A 19496-nucleotide genomic window follows, 5' to 3' on the forward strand; every position below is an offset into this window, starting at 1 on the left:
CCGTCGGGTTCATCGCACAATCAACCCATTACAATATTTCGATATACCCTTCCGTTCCATGCACGCGAATCCGTTGCCCGTCCTTGATCAGTTTTGTGGCATTCTCCACTCCAACAACGGCGGGTAAGCCATATTCACGTGCAATAACCGCGCCATGAGTCATCAGTCCCCCAACCTCGGTGACCAGGCCTTTGATGGATACAAACAGCGGTGTCCAGCTGGGATCGGTAAAGGCGGTGACCAATATATCTCCATCTTCCAGATCAGCATCTTCCATGTTTAAGATGACACGTGCCCGCCCCTCTATCACTCCGGAAGAAACAGCTAGACCCGCAATGGCTCCGGCGGGGAGATGTTCCCGTTTGTACCTGCCTGTAATGATTTCGCCATCAGAAGTAATAACGCGCGGCGGAGTTAGTTTTTCATATAATTTGTACTCGTCTTTTCGTTTGCTGATGATCCGGTAATCCAATTGATTGGTGCGCACGACTTCATGAAGTTCCTCAAAAGTCAGATAGTAGATATCTTCTTGTTCACGAATAACGCCGAATTGCACGAGTCGCTCGGCTTCTTTCAGTAAAGCCTGCTTATAAACGAAGTAGCGGCTAACATAACCGTATTTGGGATACTCCCTATACCCAATGAAATTTCGAATCAGATCGATCATTCGTTTGGTTTCTTTAGCCTTTTGTTCGCCATCAGGCAATGCCTTCAATCGTTCCAATAACTCTTGTTCTTTTGCCAAAGCTTCCTTCCGCCCTTGTTCAAATTTCCGACTGCTGGCATTTGGCTCAAAGTTTTTGATGTTGCCAAGAATCATCGGGACGAGAGTGATTGGTTTTTCGCTCCATCGAGTTCTCGTAATATCGATCTCTCCGGTACACCGCATTCCGTATTTGCCGAGATAATCATAGATCGCATCACGGGTTTCCTGTCCGCCCTTAAACTTAACCAGTTCTCCCCAAAAGTCATCCTCTTTTGCTTGTTCTAAATAATTTATGACTTCCGGATAAGGGCGAATCACATCCGCGACATCCAATAATGCCAACCCCATTTCCGAAGTAATATTGTTTGGCACGGATTGAGAAACCGTATCTGCCGCGTTTTTTTCGCCCAACCATTTGTACATGTTTTCATTGATCCATGAGGAAGCCTCCATAGCAGACATAAACACAGCCGTACTTTGCGGATCAAATAAAATCTTCTTTAATTGCTGCTGGATATCATCCAGGATAAAATCAAACAAATCAGATCCAGATTTCGTTTGGATGTTTTGCTTTAACTCTTCAATAGATGTTTGAGTACGCTTAATCAACTCGGAAACGATGGTCGGATTGTTTTCGAGTTGGGTCAGCATATCTGTGTTGCTTTTGCCCGGAACCGGTGCTGTTTGATTATTTGGTAACAATTTTATAAAATTTCGCTCTACTATGGTCATGAGTGCGTCTTTTGTGAGCGGATCGGATTGTCCGAGGGTATTTACTAAAGTTTCTCTACCGGCAGGTGAAGCCAGCATAGGTGCAACGTCGACAAATAACCTTCCACCGGCTTTACGCATAGGCGCGGGAGTAATTAACAGATAAAAAGACAATCCCAATGGTTTAATGGGATCTGTCATCATTTGTTGATGAGCAACGGATAGATAAACGTGATTTTCTTGATCATTCGCTTCAGGGATCGGGTATAAAGTCGTGATTGGACGGCTCTGGACAATATAAAAAGTGCCGTCAGCCAAACACCATTCAATATCTTGCGGCTGGCCGAAATAAGCTTCGATCTGTCTTCCGATGCGTGCCAGTTGTAAAATTTGTTCTTCAGTAAGCGTTTGAGTCTTCTGCTGATCGGAATCGATCTGCCGGGTCTCCGTCCCGCCTTCTTTCCGTCCATAGATCGCCAATGTTTTGGTAGCTATCCTCTTCTCGATGATTTCCCCTTCCCGTACTTTATAACCATCGGCAGATACCAAGCCGGAGACCAACGCTTCGCCAAGTCCAAAACTGGCATCGATCGATAGCAGCTTTCGGTTTCCGGTCATCGGATCAGCGGTAAATAAAATCCCTGAAGCCTGCGGGAAAACCATCCTTTGAACGATAACGGATAAATAAACTTGACGGTGGTCGAATGCGTTTTGCATCCGGTAGATAACCGCGCGCTCCGTAAACAGGGAGGCCCAACATTTGCGGATATGCTGCATGATGGCATCGACGCCGACGATATTTAAATAGGTGTCTTGTTGACCGGCAAAAGAGGCATGCGGCAAATCTTCGGCAGTCGCGCTAGAACGCACGGCATAAGCATGTTCCTCGCCAAACCGGGAGAGATAGTGAGTAACTGTTTTCACAACATCGGAAGGAATTTCTACTTCCATCAGCGTTTCCCTGATCTTCCTGCTGATTTCACCAATTTGCTCTCGATCTTCTTCTTTTAGCGTGGCTAGTCGATTCAATAATGCATGATACGTTTCATTATGTTCAATGGCTTGTCGATATCCCGCGGTTGTAACACAAAATCCTTCCGGCACGCGTATTCCTTGGATTTTGGATAGTTCCCCCAAATTCAACCCTTTTCCTCCGACGAGCGAATGCTGTGTTTTATCCATTTCCTGAAAGCCTAGAACAATAGAACTCATTGAACATCTCTCCTAACCATCGATTTGAGAAAAAAACAGTTGACACGAGTTTGCCGCCATGATACTATTAAGATGTAAAATGCGGTACATGTAACAATAAATAAAAGACTTGCGCTCTGATTATAACATTGAGCTTACATTTATGCAATCCACAAACCTGATAAACTATCAGGTTTTTATTTTTCACTCCTCCATCTCTTTATTTGATCTCCCCTAGCTTTTCTAAGTGAAGCCGATTTTGACCGACGACGACACTATGCCTGCGATTCGACTGTCTCGATAAGACGGCCGCCAGGAACGCAAGCTCTAGTGCCCCGCCAGTCATCCTTGAAAACATAAAATTCCTGCATATGCGCATGTTTTTTCTTGTTGGGGGCCAAAATTTTCAAAATTCCTGCAATTCTGCAGGAATTTTCGACAAAATCGGCTCGGTTCTCTAAAATCGCCAGAAACGCCTGCAGATTTGCATCTTTTTTCGAATCCATCTGGTGATCTGCCTAAAATGCCTGCAGATTTGCATCTTTTCGGAGTTATAAGGGTTGGAAAGTGCCCCTGGCCGGCCCCTTGATCTCCGTGAGTTCAATACGATTTTTTTTCTACTACGATATCTTAAGGGGCACTAGTCCCTTCCCCTCCCCTTGCGAACTCTTCACCGCCTCCTTTTCCATCGTTGCCGGCTGGACGCTTACCTATGGAGCTTATGTGGACAAGCGTCAGTCCCTTGGAGCGGCTACGCTTGCGATCGGAGCCGGGGTCTTGATATATGCGTTCATCGCGGGTCCGTCCCTCGTCTTCATGGCGCTCCCCGCCGCATTCTCGGCGATGCCGCTGGGAGCCTTCTTCGGCGGACTGTTCTTCGTACTGTTGGCGATAGCGGCGTTAACTTCCGCGGTATCACTGCTTGAAGTACCGGTGTCCTTCGCCATGGATCGTTGGGGCTAGGGACGGGTGAAGTCGGTAGTACTGATCAGCGTCTTGGTGCCGCTGGTCGGACTCCCTTCGGCCTTCTCCTTTGGAATCACGTTGGCTCTAACGGATATGGGCGGGAAAAGTTTCTTTGACTGGCTTGATTTCATCACATCGAATATTCTGTTGCCGATAGGCGGACTCATTACTACCGTCTTTGTGGGATATTTCTGGAAGAACGCTGTTGAAGCCGCAGGGCTTAAAGCGGGCTGGTTCCGGGTGTGGCTGTTCATGGTCGGTATATCGCTCCGGTACTCGTGTTCCTGATGCTGCTGCACACCACCGGAATTCTTAAATTGTAGAAAAAACAAAGGCAATCTTCAGGTGGTGCGTCACCGTGAAGATTGCCTTTGTTATTGTTTTTTTCATTTTACCTTTTTCCCCCAAGAAACAGCGCATAAATAAATTCCTGCTGTGGCAAACTTTGGTTGTCGATGATGCGGAATTCAAACAGCGCTTATGAGCCGGGTTAACGGGGGAAGATCCAGGATGTCCAATAAAGAAGCCGCCATACCGACGGGGAAACTCGTCCTCGAATTGGATCGCAACGTTCAAACGCTGCAGGACGTATTCACCGATTGTGCCGATGTGATCTTTCGGCAACTAACCGTGGTAAACGGAACGAAAGCGTGCCTTATCTATATCGGCGGATTAGTGGAAACGAAGGAATTGAGTGACAATGCCCTTCGCCCGTTCATTGAAGCCTCCACCGCTCTCGGGGACGAGTCGTCTCCGGCGAAGCTTCTGAGTGAAAGTCTTCTCTCTGTTCCGTCCTCCACCACCTTCACGCGGTTGGCCGATATCGTCAGCGAGCTAACGGAAGGCAGCGCCGTTCTGTTGATGGATCAATGCGCCGAAGCGGTTATCGTTCACGTCAAGGGTGGCTCAAGACGATCTGTCGAGCAGTCGACGACGGAAGTAAGCATCCGCGGTCCGAAAGAAGCGTTTACGGAGGATATTCAAAAAAATACCGCCCTCCTCCGCTTCAAAATGAAAACACCTCAGCTAAAGATGGTATCGGCCCTCGTTGGGGAGCAAACCAAAACGACGGTGTATGTCGCTTATTTAAAAGGTGTGGCCGATGAGCAAATCGTTCAAAAAGTGTTGGAGCGCATTCGGGCCATTCAAATCGACGGCATCCTTGAAAGCGGGTATATCGAAGAGTTTATCGAAGATCATCCCTTTTCCCCCTTTCCGCAGCTTCAGTACACGGAACGGCCGGATACCGCCGCGGCGATGCTGCTGGAAGGACGCGTGATCGTTCTGGTCGACGGTACACCGTTTGTCCTGTCGGGGCCAATCACCTTTTGGCAGTTGATGCATTCTAGCGAAGATTACTATGAACGTTATTTTATCGGGAATTTGTTGCGATGGCTTCGTTACAGTTTCTTATTCGTTGCGCTGTATTTGCCCGCTCTGTATATTGCCGTGACGACGTTCCATCAAGACATGTTGCCTACCAGCTTAGTGTTCAGCATCGCAGCGGCACGGGAAGCGATTCCTTTCCCCGCCCTGATCGAGGCGCTGATTATGGAAATTTCGTTCGAAGCGCTGCGGGAAGCGGGCATTCGGTTACCGAAAGTCATCGGACAAGCAGTCAGCATATTAGGAGCATTGGTGATCGGACAATCCGCCGTGGAAGCGGGAATCGTGTCCGCCCCGGTGGTGATCGTCGTTTCTTTAACGGGTATCGCTTCGTTTACGATTCCTAGGTTCAATTTGGCGATTACTGTACGGATGCTTCGATTTCCGTTGATGCTGCTTGCCAGCATGTTTGGAGTTTATGGCGTCGTCATGGGGACGGTTTGGACGGTGATCCATCTATGCGGACTGACCTCTCTTGGTGTACCGTACCTCACCGGGGTCGCGCCATTCCGCAAGGGAGATCAGAAAGATATTCTGATTCGCGCCCCTTGGTGGGCAATGAGCCGGCGTCCGTCCTTTTCGTCGCGTAACCGTAATCGGATGAAGAACGGAAGGCTCTCGCAAGGCGGTGATTCAAAGGATGGTGGAAAGTCTCCATGAAAAAAATGGGTATCTCGATCGTTTGTCTGGTGCTGCTGGCCGGTTGTTGGGATCGGAAAGAAATCAACGACGTTGCCTTTATCGTTGGCTCCGCCATCGATATGGAAGATGGAGGCTATCGCAGTACGATGCAGATTGCAGCGGTCGGACAAATGGGAGGTCCGCAGGGCGGCGGCGGAAGTTCGGGTTCGAAAGCATGGCACGTAGAATCCGCCTTTGGTCGGACGATCCCCGCCACAAGGGAGGCGGAACAGAAGCATCTTTCGCGGATTCTCCACTTCTCCCACCGCCGGGTGCTGATCGTCAGTGATTCGCTTGCTCGGCAAGGCGTCATTCCTCTATTCGATTCGATTTTCCGGTTTCCCCAAAACCGGTTGAGTTCGTTCCCGCTCGTTGCGATGGGCGAAGCCAAGGAAGTGCTCACCGCGGAAGCTCCGCTCGAGAGAACCCCTGCGGAAATGATTCGTGAACTTGCTCAAATGGCCACGCTTGAACCGATTAACATGCGAATCTTTGTGTATTCCCTGTTGACCGAAGGGATTGACCCGATCGCTCCGGCGATCCGTAAAATTCCGGCGGCGGCGAATTTGAAAAAGGACCAAAAGACTACCGTTGAGTTGGCGGGGATTGCTGTATTCAAACATGATAAATTAGCGATCATACTGGAGGACCGCTTAGCTACCGGTTTATTGTTGGCGATGGGTCAAGCGCGGAATCCGGCGATCGAAGTACTGGTTCCAGGAGAGGAACGGAAAAAAGCTGTTCTACAGATGACTAAGCCCGAGTCGCATATTCGGCCGGTGCTCAAGAACGGCCGGATCGAGATGGACATTTCGTTGACCATGACGGCGAACCTTGCCGAAAATACGTCCGATTCTGATACAACGGACTACCGTCGGCGCGCCCTGTTGGAGACTGCGGCGGAGCAACAGGTCACCCGGTTGGTCGAAGACGCCGTCGCCGCCTTGCAAAAGCATAAATCGGATGCTCTAGGCTTCGGAGACGCGGTGCACCGGCGTTACCGAAACCACTGGACCCGCCTGCGCGATCGCTGGGAGGAGTCCGAATTTCCCCAAGTCAAGATTAAAGTTAAGTCAAACGTTAACATGGAAAATGACGGAGCGTTAATTCGATCGCTCGACCGAAAATCAAAGGAGTTGAAACCTTCCTCATGAAAGATTTAGCCCCGGTCGTCGTCTTGATTGTTTTTTCCCTCATTTCGGAGTGGAAAGAATATAAATCCGCCTCCGCGGCGAATCGGTGGTTTGCCGGGGTTCTATATACAGCAAGCATTCTAATCTGGGTTTGGATGACGAGCCGCCCCGATTTCCCGCGACCGGGGAATTGGATGGACGGTATCTTTCGTTAGGAGGTTTCCGGATGCAACAAAACGTTTCCAAACTGCAAACGAATATGATCGCCGTGCTGTTTATGGTGTCTATAGGGATCAAACATCCGCCTGTTCCGATGATTCTTGCGGCACGGCAGGATGCCTGGATGGGATACATAATAGCGGGAATCGCAGTTCTTCTTCCCCTGGGGATAATGGACGCTGTGCAGCGGCGGTTCCCGAATGTTTCGCTGGTTGACGCCATGATTTCACGGCGGCCTTGGGTCGGTAAAGGCGTTCTTCTCCTTTACGGATTCGTCTTTATCTTTACTATTTCACACGACATCCGTTTTCTGGTCAGTTTGCTGAATGTTTACCTGCTTCCGATGACCCCTTTGTTCATCCTTGCCAGTACCGCGGTCTTTACGGCCGTGCTTTTCGCCAAAAGCGGCATCGTCGTAACGGCTAGAGCGAGTGTCATTCTGGGGCCGCCATTCGTGATTATGGTGTTTTTCCTTCCGGCACTTTTGACAGGACAAGCCCGTTTGGCTTTTTTAAGCCCCGTGCTGGAGCGTCCGCTCGGCGTCGCGGAAGCGTCCGTTTATGCTTTCGGCCATTTTGCCGAGCTGATGCTGATGCCTTTGTTATTCGGACAACGGACCTTCCGCCTTGCTGAAATATTGCCTGGCATCGCCGTCGGGATCACCGTCACGACCATTATGATTTTAGGTGAGTTGGTGCTGTTCGGCCCCGACCTCACGACGATGTTTTGGGATCCACCGTATGAACTGATCCGGCAACTCCGGGTTACCGATTTCCTGGATCGGCTCGATATGGTGATCGCGGCGGCGTGGATGCCCACGGCGCTGCTGAAAATCGGGATCACCCTTTATTTTTTGTGCCAAGTCACATGCTTAATGATACCGAATTTGAACGCCAAGCTGGCCGCAGCTCCCGTCGGCATATTGGCTCTCGTTTGTTCCATGTGGTTCTTCGATTCGGCCGTGCAACTGGGCGAGTTAACGGAGACCCGTCCCATCCTGTTCGGAGCCTTCGCACTTCTCGTTCCGTTACTTCTATTCGCGTTGCTCCGGCCCAAGAAAACGAAGAACAAAATACTGAATGGAAAGTGATCCACGACTGTTATTCATTTTTCGGCTTTTTACTATATGGAGCAAACCACCCCAGGAGTGCAATCACAATCAAAACCCCATAAAAAATAAGTGTCCACGTTGTACTATGCGGGAAATGCGGATCCAATATTCCAATATCTTCATGAGCAAGAGTAATTACTGTAAGCTTGACCCCCACCCAAGCAACGATGGCATAGGCCGTCGTCTCCAGAGAGGGGCGCTGCTCCAGCAATTTCACAAACCATGTAGCCGCAAACTTGATCAGAATCAATCCGGCAATGCCACCAAGTACGATGACGATAAACTGTCCTCCATCCATCCCTCCAAACTCCCCCAGCGGGGAATCCGGCAGACCCAAAGCAAGAGCTACCGCCGCAAGTATGGAATCGATGGCAAAGGCCAGATCCGCAAAGGCGATCTTCCCGACGGTAGGCCAAAAGCCTTTGCCTGCGGGTGGTTCTGCCGTTTCACCATGCAGCGGCTCCGGATCTTTACTTTTACGCGCTTTAATGATGTGTTTTAATCCGAGATACAAAAGATAAATTGCGCCAATCGCTTGTACTTGCCAAACATTGGCTATAAAGGAAATGGCAAAAAGAGCGGCGAACCTAAAAACAAAAGCCATAAGGATTCCGTAATTTATCGCTCTTTTTCTCTGTTCAGCCGATAAGTGTTTTGCGATAACGGCCAATACGAGCGCGTTATCCGCCGACAACAAACCTTCCAGCCCAATCAGAATAAGCAAAGCCCATACATATTGCAGCCAAAATGTGTCCAATCAGCAGTGCTCCTTTCGTTTGCTCTCTCCCGGCGTCGGATACGTCTTAATCGTCATTTATTATTTGATATTGCTGTCCGCTTTATCACACAAAATTGAAAAGGTCCCTGGGACTCCAGGGACCGGAAGGATCGGCTATTCATTCCGTGCCTTACGTTGGATCGTTTAAAAGTCTGCATGAAAATCATCTACTTATGAGAACTTATGAGGCTTTGTTTTTAAATACAGAAAACATAAAGTATAGACATATAACATGTAGCAACAACCCGCTTAATAAGAAAACATAAGCTAGGGATGGGGCGTTTTCTTTGGTCAGTTGCAGAACCTTGGCCGGCCAGTAGCTAGGCAGCCAGGCTCCTAATACCTGCCAGTAACCCGGAACGAAGTACGCCACCACCGGCCCTGCTACTAATATCCCTCCCAGTTTGGATAGGGCCAACCCCTCCACCTTATTCGCGGAAAAAGTGGCAAGGAATAACGCGAGCAGCGGCGATTCCAGGGCCAACAACAGCAATGTAATCAAGGTGAGCGTGTTCCAATCAATCGCCTGCAAAGCGGAAAAAGACAAATAAAGCGCGGATAAAGCAACGCATAGCACAAATGGAAGTAACATTCTATACAGCAAATAACCTTTTCGCATCAAAGGAGTAACTGCATAATAAACAATCATGTTTTCGTCGCGTTCGTCAAGCATAAGCAGGCCCGTAAGCATACCTGTCAACATAGGGATAGTACTAGCCAGGAATAATGCGGCAAAGCCACGGTAATGTTCGACTTGGAATGCATAATTCACTTCGACCCAATGGATGGCTGGAGGAGAACCGTATCTTGATAAAATCAGGAGCACCAACGGTCCGAACAGGGCTGCCATCAACACGGGATCTTGCCACGCGTGTCGAAAATCCTTAATTAGAAGAGTTTTATATATTCCCACGGACGCCACCTCCTTTGCCCGCTTCCCTCAGTATAAAACAGGAAAATGAGCGGTGAGCCCAGAAATAAACCGCAACATTCCAAACCGTTAAAATTGTTAGGGAATACAACATATTTCCAGGTGATCCGTTATGGTCAAATTGAAGCAACCGCAGCGTTCCTTCAGTGGGAAGCCCCAAAAACAGGTTTGAATGCCAGAGATCAAAAAAGCCGAGCAACGGAAGGACAACCGGCATCGCATAGACCTGTGTCATTAAAATGAAGCTATTCACGGTTCTATAGCGTGCGGCTACGCCAATCGATAGTAAGGTCATAAAAGTTGAGGTTAGAACAACCCCCGCAGAAAAAGCGAATGAAGAACTCGGGAGGCTGCCGCTCGACAAATGGATGATCCATCCCGCGGTAAGAGACAATACCGTCAACGACGTCGCCTTCGACAGCAAATAGTCCCGCACGTAAACCGGAGTTACGAACAGTGGATCGTGGATGCCCTGGTCTTTTTCCAGCAAAACTATACCGCCTGCAAGAATAAGTCCCAAGGCTGCGGGATCACTGAAGGTAAGTACCGTGGCCGTAATTTCCCGATAATTTTCGGGAACGAAACGAAGCAGAATCCAATAGCAGAAACAAACGAACAAATAAACCCCGTAAAAACCGTGACGCCATTGGAAACGCAGATCAAACAAGAATAAGGATACGCCTTTCATACAAGCTGCCTCCCTGTAACCTCGATGAATATTTGTTCGAGGGTTGCCTCTTGCGAATGAATGGTTTCGGGCGGAGATTTCCGGATGAGCCGAAGAAACTGATCATTATCCCCGAGTCGATCTATAGGGAAAACCGCTTCCACGATTTTCCCCTCCTCTCGGTACTCCACACGAACCGCCTTTTTTCCCTTGCGTAGTTTCAATTCTCTGGGCGAATCGATCAATTTGATTTCCCCGTCGACGATAAAGGCCACCCGATCGCAGAGTTCCTCTGCCGCCTGCATGTGGTGCGTGGTGATAAGGACGGTCTTGCCGGCCGCCCTTTTAGCCATGATCAAATCCTTCATCCGTTTGGCGTTTACAGGGTCCAACCCGGAGGTCGGTTCATCCAGAAAGAGAATGTCCGGATCGTGCAGTATCGCTCGGCAGAAGTTTAATCTCATCTTCATGCCCTTTGAAAGCTGGGAAACCTTCATGTTTGCGGCAGCCGCAAGATCGACCTGTTCCAGCAATTTCATGGGTTCCTCGGTCTTTCCCTTATAAAGTGACCGAAACAAATTTAAATTTTCAAGCACCGAAAATTTGTTGTAAAAGTTCGGGAATTCAAAGGCAACCCCTATTCGCTCGTAGTACTCGGGGCCGATATCGCGAATTTCATGGCCCATTACTTTTGCACTTCCCTGATATCCCTTCAGCAAGCCAATAAGCAGCTTTTGTGTCGTACTTTTACCGGCGCCCGACGGGCCCAAGAAACCAAAAATCTCCCCGCTTGGAATGACAAAGTCAAGACCGCGTAGCGTTCGCTCCTTCCCGTTTGGATACGTAAACTGAAGTCCGCTTACTTCGATCATGACTTTCCGTCTCCTTTCGGCTGCTTAGACACGGCGAGCATGCCGGCCGACAATAAATCGACCAACAGTTCGATCGTTGCCGTAAATTGCGCCTCTCCAATCTCATTCTTGTGCAGTGCCAGAAGCGCCAAGGCTCGGACCATGCCTACGATGGACTCCGGTGCAGTCTCAGGTAAAATGCCGGCTTTCTTCCATGCCTGGATCACAGGTAGAAGTGCATCCTGATCCTGGGTAAAGTTTCGTTCGAGCATGTGCTGGGGCAGTTTCCTGAGTAATAGGTCCATTTCTCCCCGATCCATCATTTGTCTGAGCAACGGGCTTTCATCCATCAATCTTAAGGAATATAACAGAAAGCGCTGAATACTTGCCCTGGTGCATACATCATTAGGAGGGAACAATTCCAGAACGGCCTTGCGGATACGCTGCTCCTCCTCCTGAAGCAGTTCATAATATAGTTCCTCTTTCGATCCGAAAAACATGTAGAACGAACCTTGAGCGATACCCGCGGCCCTCGTTAATTCTTCAACGCTCGTTTTTCGGAGCCCTGCTTTCTCAAATAGATGGCGTGCCTCCGTCAACAGCTTTTGCCGGATCCATTCGCGTTCCTGATCGGTAAATTTTTTGGGCATCTAAAATCGCACATCCTCTACATTACATTCGTCATTGTGTATCTGTGAATATTTTTATTTTATATTCATAAAATAACGCTTCTAGTCCAAAATGTCAATGGATTGGACCTCCTGCATCTTTTGGGTACAATATTATGGAGATTCTATTTTTGAAGAGGGGTGCCGCTATGCATCACTTTAACGAGGTTTTCGTTCAACTCTTGATTTTACTGGCCATTTCGATGGGGGTAATCGCATTCGCCAAAAAAATGAATCAACCTTACTCCATAGCGTTAGTTATAGTAGGCTTACTTCTCGGTTTGATACATATACCAGTCCTGGATCAAGCCGAATCGTTCATTACCCAATCTAATGTGTTTCAGGCGATTATCATCTCCCTGTTCCTTCCTATCCTGCTGGGCGACGCCACATTAAAACTCCCTTTCTCGCATCTGCGGGAACAGAGCAAACCGGTCATTGCCCTTGCGTTCGGAGGCACTCTGCTTTCCTTTCTCCTAATCGCCTTTGCCATGTATGGTTTGACGGGGCTGCCGATCGTTGTCGCCTTCACATTCGCGGCGCTCATGAGCGCTACGGATCCGATCAGCGTCATCTCCATCTTCAAGTCTTTGGGAGTACCCAAGAAAGTTGTCACCATTATTGAAGGAGAATCACTTTTTAATGACGGAATTGCCGTCGTATTATTCCAGATTTCCTCCATATATTTGCTCACCTATATGGAAATGGGCTGGGGAGGGGTTGGCAGCGGTGTCTTGCTTTTTCTGAAGTTCAGCCTAGGCGGTATCGCGGTTGGCGGCATTTTGGGATATCTTTTTTCCCAGCTCATTCGCTTTTACGATGATTATCCGTTGGAGATCGCCTTTTCCATGCTCCTCTTTTTTGGAAGTTTCTTTATTGCCGAGCATTTTCATGTGTCCGGCGTGATCGCCGTTGTCGTAGGCGGGCTGATCTTCGGCAGTTACGGGGCGCGCATTGGCATGTCCGAAACAACAAAGACGAATATCAACTCGTTTTGGGACGTGATTACGTTAGTGGCCAATTCACTGATTTTCCTCATGATCGGACTTGAAATCAAGCATATTGATTTTACGGACAAGTGGGCCTTAATCGGCGCGGCCATTCTTATTGTTCTAGTGGGCAGAACGTTGGCCGTTTATACAAGTCTCTACTCTCTGAAAACCTTCCCCTCTTCCTGGAAGTTAATTCTAAATTGGGGTGGATTAAAAGGCAGCTTGTCGATTGCCCTCGCACTGAGCCTGCCCCCGAGCTTCGAAGGACGCGACGAAATCCTGGTGCTGACCTTCAGTGTTGTGATGTTCTCACTACTTGCGCAAGGGCTGAGTATTAAGCCTTTGGTAAAAAGACTGGGGTTAGCTAAAGGACCGATAGAAACAGGCATGGATAAGAATTAAGAGCGACTTTAAATCGAACCTTCATATCTACTTTTAGAGCTATTTAACATAAGATTAATTACGATAATTTCATAAACTTATCGCTTAATCCCCTTAGGGGAGCGGGGGAACCACGGCCATTGGCCGTTTCAAGGGGTGAATTCTTTCTGGGAAAGGAAGAACGGGAACTCTCAATCCCGAATCCGACAGCTAACCTCGTCAGCGTCTTGGGAGAGAACATGTTTGTAACTTAGTCTAGTCCATGCTTCGAAAAACCGAGCCTGGTGGCAGAATGTCTCTGCCTCCGGGCTTTTCTAATGCTTGATAAAAATTTTTTATTTATCCCAACAGAACGGAGTGGATCCGGTGAACAAGCAACTGGAGAATGTGAGTGATAATCCACAGCATTCCGCTTTTTTAAAAGCAGAGTCCCTTATAAACAGGCTAAAAAAGAACACGACGCCTCCCCAACTCATTATGATCGTTTTTTTCATTTTAATTTGGATGGGCACGGCCTTGCTGACGCTTCCCCATTCTTCCTCCACTGGGAAATCCGTCGGACTCCTGAATGCTTTATTTACAGCCACCTCGGCGATATGTGTGAACGGCCTAATCGTGGTGGATACCGGTAGTGTCTATTCGCTTTTTGGGCAAATCGTCATTATGGTCTTGATTCAGATTGGCGGGCGGTGCGTTTTTTCTATAGTATCCCTTCCCTGGGTATTCGTCTATCTTACAAAAGAAAGCCAACCGGTATTTGGTATACCGGTTGGCTTTTGTTTAGCTTCTTAACTGGCTATTTACTGCTCATCTCCGGCAGCGATCTCCACGCTGCCGTTCTTATGCACTCGCAGGTTCCGGGAGGCCGATTCGATATCGGGCGCCGCCCAGCTCGCTGGATGGACATCGGACCAACTGGACTCGCCGATCGCCCGGCGATCCAGCAGCGGGCGATCGAACAGCCGGTTCAGTACAACGATGGCTTCCGCGCGTGACATCGTCTGGTTCGGACGGAATGAACCATCCTCGTATCCGAGCATGTATCCCGCCTCACGTACCGCGTTAATGGCGCCGGCCGCCCAATGGCCTTGGGTATCGGTAAACGCTTCACTTGTATTGGTAAGCTCAAGTCCTTGCAGTCTGGACGCAATGACCGCCATTTCCGCGCGGGTCACTCCAGCCTCCGGGCGGAACCGCCCGCTCAGATCGCCGGAAAGAATGCCCGCACCGGTCAGTTGGAGAACCGCTTTCGCGGCCCAATGCGACGCCGCCAGATCGGAGTACGGATTTACACCGGCGCCTTCGCTGAATTCTGTTTGAATGGCGATCAACCTGGCCATCTCGGCGCGCGTAACGGATTCGGCAGGGTGGAATTTCCCGTCCGGATAACCGGAGATATACCGTAAATAGGTTTTGTAGTCCGCTTCCGTAGAAATAATCGTGAATGTGCTGAATTTCCGGACGTCGATTTCAATGCCGATCGGATGCCCTGTTTCATCGTAAACCGGCTGTCCGAACTCGAGCTCTTTCTCTCCGTCGCTGTGTTCGATGAACACCGCCAAACCGTTTAAGAAGTTCTTGCGATCCTGGGCATCCTCAGGAAGATCAATGCCCGTCAACGGAAACATGACTTTCGTAGCCCGATTTGTGTAATTCGTTTCGATCGTCATCGGTTGACCGACGGCACGCGCGTTCCGGCCCATGGCGTACTCCCGAAACTCCTGTGCCGACTCTACCCGATCTTGAACCGTCTCGGTTTCGGACGGTTTACGAATCGGGACGACCCGGAAATAAAGGTCTTTTCCATCATCGTTCAGTTGGCCTAACGAATCTATAGGCAAACTGATCTTGGCACCGCCCGCCTCGATGGCGAGCCCCAAATTCCCCTCTTTAAGCTTCAAAAGAGCTTCCTTGGAAATACTGACATTGACTTCATCGGCAGGCTGGCCGGGGATGTCGTCGACGACGATTCTTGCCATGCCGGCGCCGGTGGCTGCGGCTTTCGCCACGATTTCGTCAGCCTTTGATTTTCCGAATGTCACCGAGTCTACGGCAACCCCGTTCTTCAGGGTACGGGTAATTTCGACCCGCGCAACATTCTCTTCTCTCTCCCCTGCCATTACCTTGGCCTGACGGATTGCCGGGGAGGGACTTGTCGGAGTAAGTGCGCCCGGGGGATTGGAATTTGAGTTCGAATCTGAATCCGAGGACGGATTCGAACCGGAACCTGAATCTGGCCTTGGTCCCGGCGTCGGAACCGGATCCGGTTTCGTATCAGGAATCGGCTCCGGGTTGTTTGGCATGGCCGCTCGCGTAATATCCAAGTCATATATTTTAATAGCTCCGCCTGGGGCCGTGACAATGAGGGTCACCGGATTGCTCCCGATGGCCAGGGACAAGCTTCTTGAAGTTCCTGTCATTCCGTTAATCGTCACGGTTGCCGCCGGATCTTCCGTTTGAGCCGAAACAGTGACGGAGCTTGTGCCACCGGGAACTTCGGCGAAATAAGACGTAACGCCGGGTTCGAACAAAGGGGTCAAGGTTGCGGAACCGATCGACAAATCCACCAACTCGCCGGATACGACCTGGACCGTCCGGGTGGTTTCCGGGGCGGCATTTCCACTATTATCCTCTACATTGTATCGGAGAATATAAGGTCCGATTTCGCCGGAGTAAACATCCCCCGTTACGGTAACCCGCTCCGTCAAATCACCGTCGACTTCGTCTTCGGCGGAATAGCCGGGTTCTACATATGGCTCACCCTTCAACAGATACATTAACGGTTCGCCGGCCAATGTAATAAACGGCTGATCTTCATCCAATATATAAAAACTGGCTTCCGCCGTATGCGTTCTCGGGTCGTCATTGTCACCGGTTCGACCGTTATCGGTTACCGTATAATTGAATTTGGCCAGGCCGGTGAACTGCTCCGACGGCCTGAACTCGACGCGGCCGTTGGCCAGTTCGACCGTCCCTCCTTCCACCGCTTGAACGTCGGTAATCGTCAAGGACTGCCACAGCGCTTCATCGGGAGGGCCGACCTCATCGTTAGCCGTAAGTTCGTTAAAGGAGAAATTGACTTGCTCGGTCCCTTTCTTGACCTTGCCTAATCGGTCATCTTTCGCCACTGGCGCGTCATTGACTTCGGTCACATGGACGACCGCTTCCGCTGCATCGCTCAGCAATGCTCCATTCCCATCGGCCGCCGCCTGAACCATGAAGCCGAATCCCGAGCTTCCATGGGCGTTCTCATTAGGCATAAACTTCAAGCCGTCGGCACCTTCCAAAACGGTGATGAACTCCCCGTCCTGGATCGGTGTTGAACCGTTATGCTGGAACAGCCTTCCCCCGGTGATCCCGCTGATTTTAAAATGCGTCGCCGGGGATCCTCCGCCATCCGTCGGGATTATCACGAGACCCGTTGAATTCATGGTATCTTCTTCCGTCTCCGCCCCGGTAACTTGCGGACGATCGGTGAGCGGAGCTACGGTGATGAACGCAAGGGCTTGGCTTTCCACCCCGCCGTCATCCTCTACCCGATAACGGAACGAAGCGATATCCCGAAAACCCGGTTCAGGCGTGAACACCACATTACCGAAGTCATCAAGACGCACATCTCCGCCGCGAACCTTTTCCACCGAAGTAATCCGCAGCGTTTGTCCAAACTCATTATCCGCTCCTTTGCTGTCGTTTTTGAGCAACTCGGACGCAAGAATCGTATGTTCGCCCGAATTCTCCGGCACCGCTTCCAGATGATCGTCATCGACCGCCACCGGAGCGTCGTTAACGGTATTAACTGAAATCGTCACTTTCGCGGGGTCGCTCAGCCCCCTGCCGTCTTGACCGGTCGCAGCCTGTACCTTAAACGAGAAAGCGTCTCCGGCCTGGCTGTTGGCGTTAAGGTTTGGTGAGAACTTCAGTCCGAGCGAACCTTCGCTCATGGTTACATAACTGTTTGCCGGAATCGGGGTAGTGCCGTCGTTTTTGTACAACGTGCCTCCCTGAATATCGGTGATCTTCAAATACTGGACATCCACTCCGTCAAAAGCGTTTCGTCCGATCTGCAAGCCTTCGGAGGTTTGTGTGTCTTCCTCCGTGACGGCATCGGTTACGACGGGGATGTCCGCCACCGAGCGGATCGTGAACGAAACGGTTGCTTCCGTCTCTTCCGGCGACGGCTCACCATGGGTCGTCCCATTATCCGTCAACTTATATTTGAAGCTCGCCGCGCCGTTATAGTTCGGTTTTGGCGTAAAGACCAGATCGCCGCCATCCAACCTGACGGTTCCGCTCTCCGAATCGTTAACCGGCTTAACCGTCAAGGTTTGGTCGTTCTCGTTGAAGGCGCCGGCAGAGTCGTTTTGCAGCAAATGAGAAATCGGGATACGCACGGGAGCGGCGTCTTCGTCAATATCGTCCCACGTATCGTTGAGGGCGACGGGAGGATCGTTAACTTCGGTCACCGTAATTTGAGCGTGCGCCTTTCCGCTTAATTTTTTGCCATCGGTCTCCGGAGCGGCCTGCACGGAAAACCCGAATCCGGAAGTACCATACGCATTAGGACTCGGCGTGAATTTCAACCCTTCCAGTCCTTCGGAAACCGTAATGAAGGAACCTTCGGCAATAGGAGCGGTCCCATTGGTTTTAAACAGGATTCCCCCGGTGATTCCGGTAATTTTATAGTAGTTGGTTGGCGCCCCGACCGACGAGTTTGCCGTAATGACCAGACCGTTTTGGGTCTGCTGGTCTTCAGCCGTCGTGGCGTCGGTCACGCTTGGGATGTCGGAGACAGCTTCGATCTGGAAGGTGACCGTAGCTTCATTTTCACTGGTCTTCGGGTCGGGATTTCCCCCGGTCAATCCGTTATCTTGTACCTCATAAGTAAAAGAGGCCGGTCCTGCGTAATTGTGCGCGGGCGTGAAAATAACGCTATTTCCGTCTTGGGAGATCTTTACCGTGCCGACACTCGGGTCAGTTGAGACCGAAGCGATCCGCAGCGTATCGTTCTCGTTCACCGCGCCCGAATCGTCATTCCCGAGCAATTGCGAGGCGGGGATCGTATAATCCCCCGAATTTTGTTCGATCGACGGAAGCGCGTCGTCATGCGCGATCGGGCTGTCGTTCACCGCGGTGACAGTAATGCGCGCCTCAGCCGTGCCGCTCAAACCTTTACCGGTAGCGTCCTGTGCCGCTTGCATCAGGAAAGAGAAGGCTCCGTCGCCGCTGTTGGCGTTTGGATTCGGGACGAATTTCAAACCGGCCGAACCTTCCGCCGAAGTGATGAATTCTCCATCCTGGATGGCGACCGTATCATTAAAGCGGTACAATTTACCTCCCGTAATGTTTGTGATCTTGAAGTGCGTCACATCCGAGGTATCTCCCGGAACCTTGGCAACGACGAGCCCTTCAGCCACAGCATCTTCCTGAACGGTCTCGGAGATCGCGCCTGGCGGTTGGGACGGCGTAACGGGCGGAGCCGCATCTTCCGTTACCAACACAAGTTCCGGTTGATCGAAGGGGGCATCATTGGAATTATAGAATATTTCCAGATAGTCCACGTTTCCGCCAAATGTCTCATTCGCAAGCAAGGCAAAAGAAACGATCCCGTCCGTTTGCCGCGAAACAAAATCGGTGACATCGTATTCAAGCCAGCCTGGCTGAAGATCGCTCCCCGTTTTCGTTCCCAACGCTTGGTCCGTATCATTCAGGGGAAAGGAATCGCCCCAGCTATCGACCGTGGATCCATAGAGCGTCAAAAAAGGAATCAGTTCAGCATCACTTTTTTCAATAGCGTCGACTTTAATGCGCAATTTAGCCGAGGTAACCGACTGCCCGGTGAGATCGGGCAGCTGGAATTGGAGTGCCGACCGATAATACGCCATTACGGCATCCGCCGATTTTCCCACAAGGTTCTGCTCTATATCCATGATAACGTTGGGCGGCTTTCCCCAAGTTCCGTCCTGCAGCAATGTCGGCTGCATCGGGCTTGCCTGGGCCTGCCCATAGAAAGCATGTTGCGGAGTCAAAGCGATAAGCGATGAAACCGCGAGGATGGCGATCTTTTTTTTCATCTAAAAAACTCCCCCAAAAACCCAAAATGTTGAGCAAAGACCGCACAGTGTTC

The 19496-nt window shown here is 50.3% G+C and carries 15 protein-coding genes, 1 pseudogene and 1 riboswitch; of the genes and pseudogenes, 8 read left to right on the forward strand and 8 right to left on the reverse strand.

Annotation, left to right across the window (positions count from 1 at the left end; all coding sequences use genetic code 11):
* Nucleotides 1-28: 28 nt before the first annotated feature.
* Together ppsA and V4U88_RS17540 are read right to left on the reverse strand one after the other, a co-directional pair.
* Nucleotides 29-2629, reverse strand: a complete 2601-nt coding sequence (ppsA, locus tag V4U88_RS17535) for a phosphoenolpyruvate synthase (RefSeq protein ID WP_334074538.1) — start codon at nucleotides 2627-2629, stop codon at nucleotides 29-31.
* Between the two features lie 254 nt (nucleotides 2630-2883).
* The gene (locus V4U88_RS17540) at nucleotides 2884-3114 is read right to left on the reverse strand and encodes a hypothetical protein (RefSeq protein ID WP_334074539.1); all 231 of its coding nucleotides are present in this window, start codon (nucleotides 3112-3114) and stop codon (nucleotides 2884-2886) included.
* A 172-nt stretch (nucleotides 3115-3286) separates the two neighbouring features.
* Here V4U88_RS17540 and V4U88_RS17545 point away from each other — a divergent pair.
* From V4U88_RS17545 to V4U88_RS17570, 6 genes and pseudogenes are all read left to right on the forward strand, one after another.
* A pseudogene (locus V4U88_RS17545) lies at nucleotides 3287-3897 on the forward strand (sodium-dependent transporter); the annotation flags it as partial.
* Nucleotides 3898-3932: 35 nt separating this feature from the next.
* The gene (locus V4U88_RS17550; RefSeq protein ID WP_334074540.1) at nucleotides 3933-4058 is read left to right on the forward strand and encodes a hypothetical protein; all 126 of its coding nucleotides are present in this window, start codon (nucleotides 3933-3935) and stop codon (nucleotides 4056-4058) included.
* A gap of 26 nt (nucleotides 4059-4084) precedes the next feature.
* Nucleotides 4085-5620 carry a spore germination protein gene (locus V4U88_RS17555; protein ID WP_334074541.1) on the forward strand — a complete coding sequence of 512 codons (1536 nt, stop codon included), beginning with the start codon at nucleotides 4085-4087 and terminating at the stop codon, nucleotides 5618-5620.
* A complete protein-coding gene (locus V4U88_RS17560) occupies nucleotides 5617-6795 on the forward strand; it encodes a Ger(x)C family spore germination protein (RefSeq protein WP_334074542.1) in 1179 nt (392 codons plus the stop codon). Before V4U88_RS17555 ends, V4U88_RS17560 begins: the two co-directional genes overlap by 4 nt.
* Complete coding sequence (locus tag V4U88_RS17565; RefSeq protein WP_334074543.1) at nucleotides 6792-6989, forward strand: hypothetical protein; 198 nt, start codon at nucleotides 6792-6794, stop codon at nucleotides 6987-6989. Before V4U88_RS17560 ends, V4U88_RS17565 begins: the two co-directional genes overlap by 4 nt.
* A gap of 11 nt (nucleotides 6990-7000) precedes the next feature.
* The gene (locus V4U88_RS17570; RefSeq protein WP_334074544.1) at nucleotides 7001-8083 is read left to right on the forward strand and encodes a GerAB/ArcD/ProY family transporter; all 1083 of its coding nucleotides are present in this window, start codon (nucleotides 7001-7003) and stop codon (nucleotides 8081-8083) included.
* Between the two features lie 10 nt (nucleotides 8084-8093).
* On the opposite strand, the gene V4U88_RS17575 is transcribed toward V4U88_RS17570, so the two are convergent.
* The 5 genes from V4U88_RS17575 to V4U88_RS17595 all read right to left on the reverse strand — a co-directional run bounded on the left by V4U88_RS17575 (nucleotide 8094) and on the right by V4U88_RS17595 (nucleotide 11981).
* The gene (locus V4U88_RS17575; RefSeq protein WP_334074545.1) at nucleotides 8094-8861 is read right to left on the reverse strand and encodes a TerC family protein; all 768 of its coding nucleotides are present in this window, start codon (nucleotides 8859-8861) and stop codon (nucleotides 8094-8096) included.
* Between the two features lie 202 nt (nucleotides 8862-9063).
* Complete coding sequence (locus V4U88_RS17580) at nucleotides 9064-9795, reverse strand: hypothetical protein (RefSeq protein WP_334074546.1); 732 nt, start codon at nucleotides 9793-9795, stop codon at nucleotides 9064-9066.
* Entirely contained in the window at nucleotides 9782-10501 is a 720-nt protein-coding gene (locus tag V4U88_RS17585) for a fluoroquinolone export ABC transporter permease subunit (protein ID WP_334074547.1), read from the reverse strand. The genes V4U88_RS17580 and V4U88_RS17585 overlap by 14 nt, the downstream gene beginning before the upstream one ends.
* Nucleotides 10498-11352 (reverse strand): ABC transporter ATP-binding protein, encoded by an 855-nt coding sequence (locus tag V4U88_RS17590; protein WP_334074548.1) that lies wholly within the window; start codon nucleotides 11350-11352, stop codon nucleotides 10498-10500. The genes V4U88_RS17585 and V4U88_RS17590 overlap by 4 nt, the downstream gene beginning before the upstream one ends.
* Complete coding sequence (locus V4U88_RS17595; protein WP_334074549.1) at nucleotides 11349-11981, reverse strand: TetR/AcrR family transcriptional regulator; 633 nt, start codon at nucleotides 11979-11981, stop codon at nucleotides 11349-11351. Before V4U88_RS17595 ends, V4U88_RS17590 begins: the two co-directional genes overlap by 4 nt.
* Nucleotides 11982-12148: 167 nt before the next feature.
* On the opposite strand from V4U88_RS17595, the gene V4U88_RS17600 reads away from it, so the two are divergent.
* A complete protein-coding gene (locus tag V4U88_RS17600; protein WP_334074550.1) occupies nucleotides 12149-13393 on the forward strand; it encodes a cation:proton antiporter in 1245 nt (414 codons plus the stop codon).
* A 71-nt stretch (nucleotides 13394-13464) separates the two neighbouring features.
* Nucleotides 13465-13613, forward strand: a riboswitch (cyclic di-AMP (ydaO/yuaA leader).
* Nucleotides 13614-13738: 125 nt separating this feature from the next.
* Complete coding sequence (locus V4U88_RS17605; RefSeq protein ID WP_334074551.1) at nucleotides 13739-14164, forward strand: potassium transporter TrkG; 426 nt, start codon at nucleotides 13739-13741, stop codon at nucleotides 14162-14164.
* Nucleotides 14165-14172: 8 nt separating this feature from the next.
* Here V4U88_RS17605 and V4U88_RS17610 read toward each other — a convergent pair whose 3' ends face one another.
* The gene (locus tag V4U88_RS17610) at nucleotides 14173-19443 is read right to left on the reverse strand and encodes a tandem-95 repeat protein (protein WP_334074552.1); all 5271 of its coding nucleotides are present in this window, start codon (nucleotides 19441-19443) and stop codon (nucleotides 14173-14175) included.
* Between the last annotated feature and the right edge of the window lie 53 nt (nucleotides 19444-19496).

Origin of the sequence: Paenibacillus sp. A14 (genome assembly GCF_036864815.1) — a bacterium.
Classification (GTDB): domain Bacteria; phylum Bacillota; class Bacilli; order Paenibacillales; family Paenibacillaceae; genus Fontibacillus; species Fontibacillus sanfengchensis.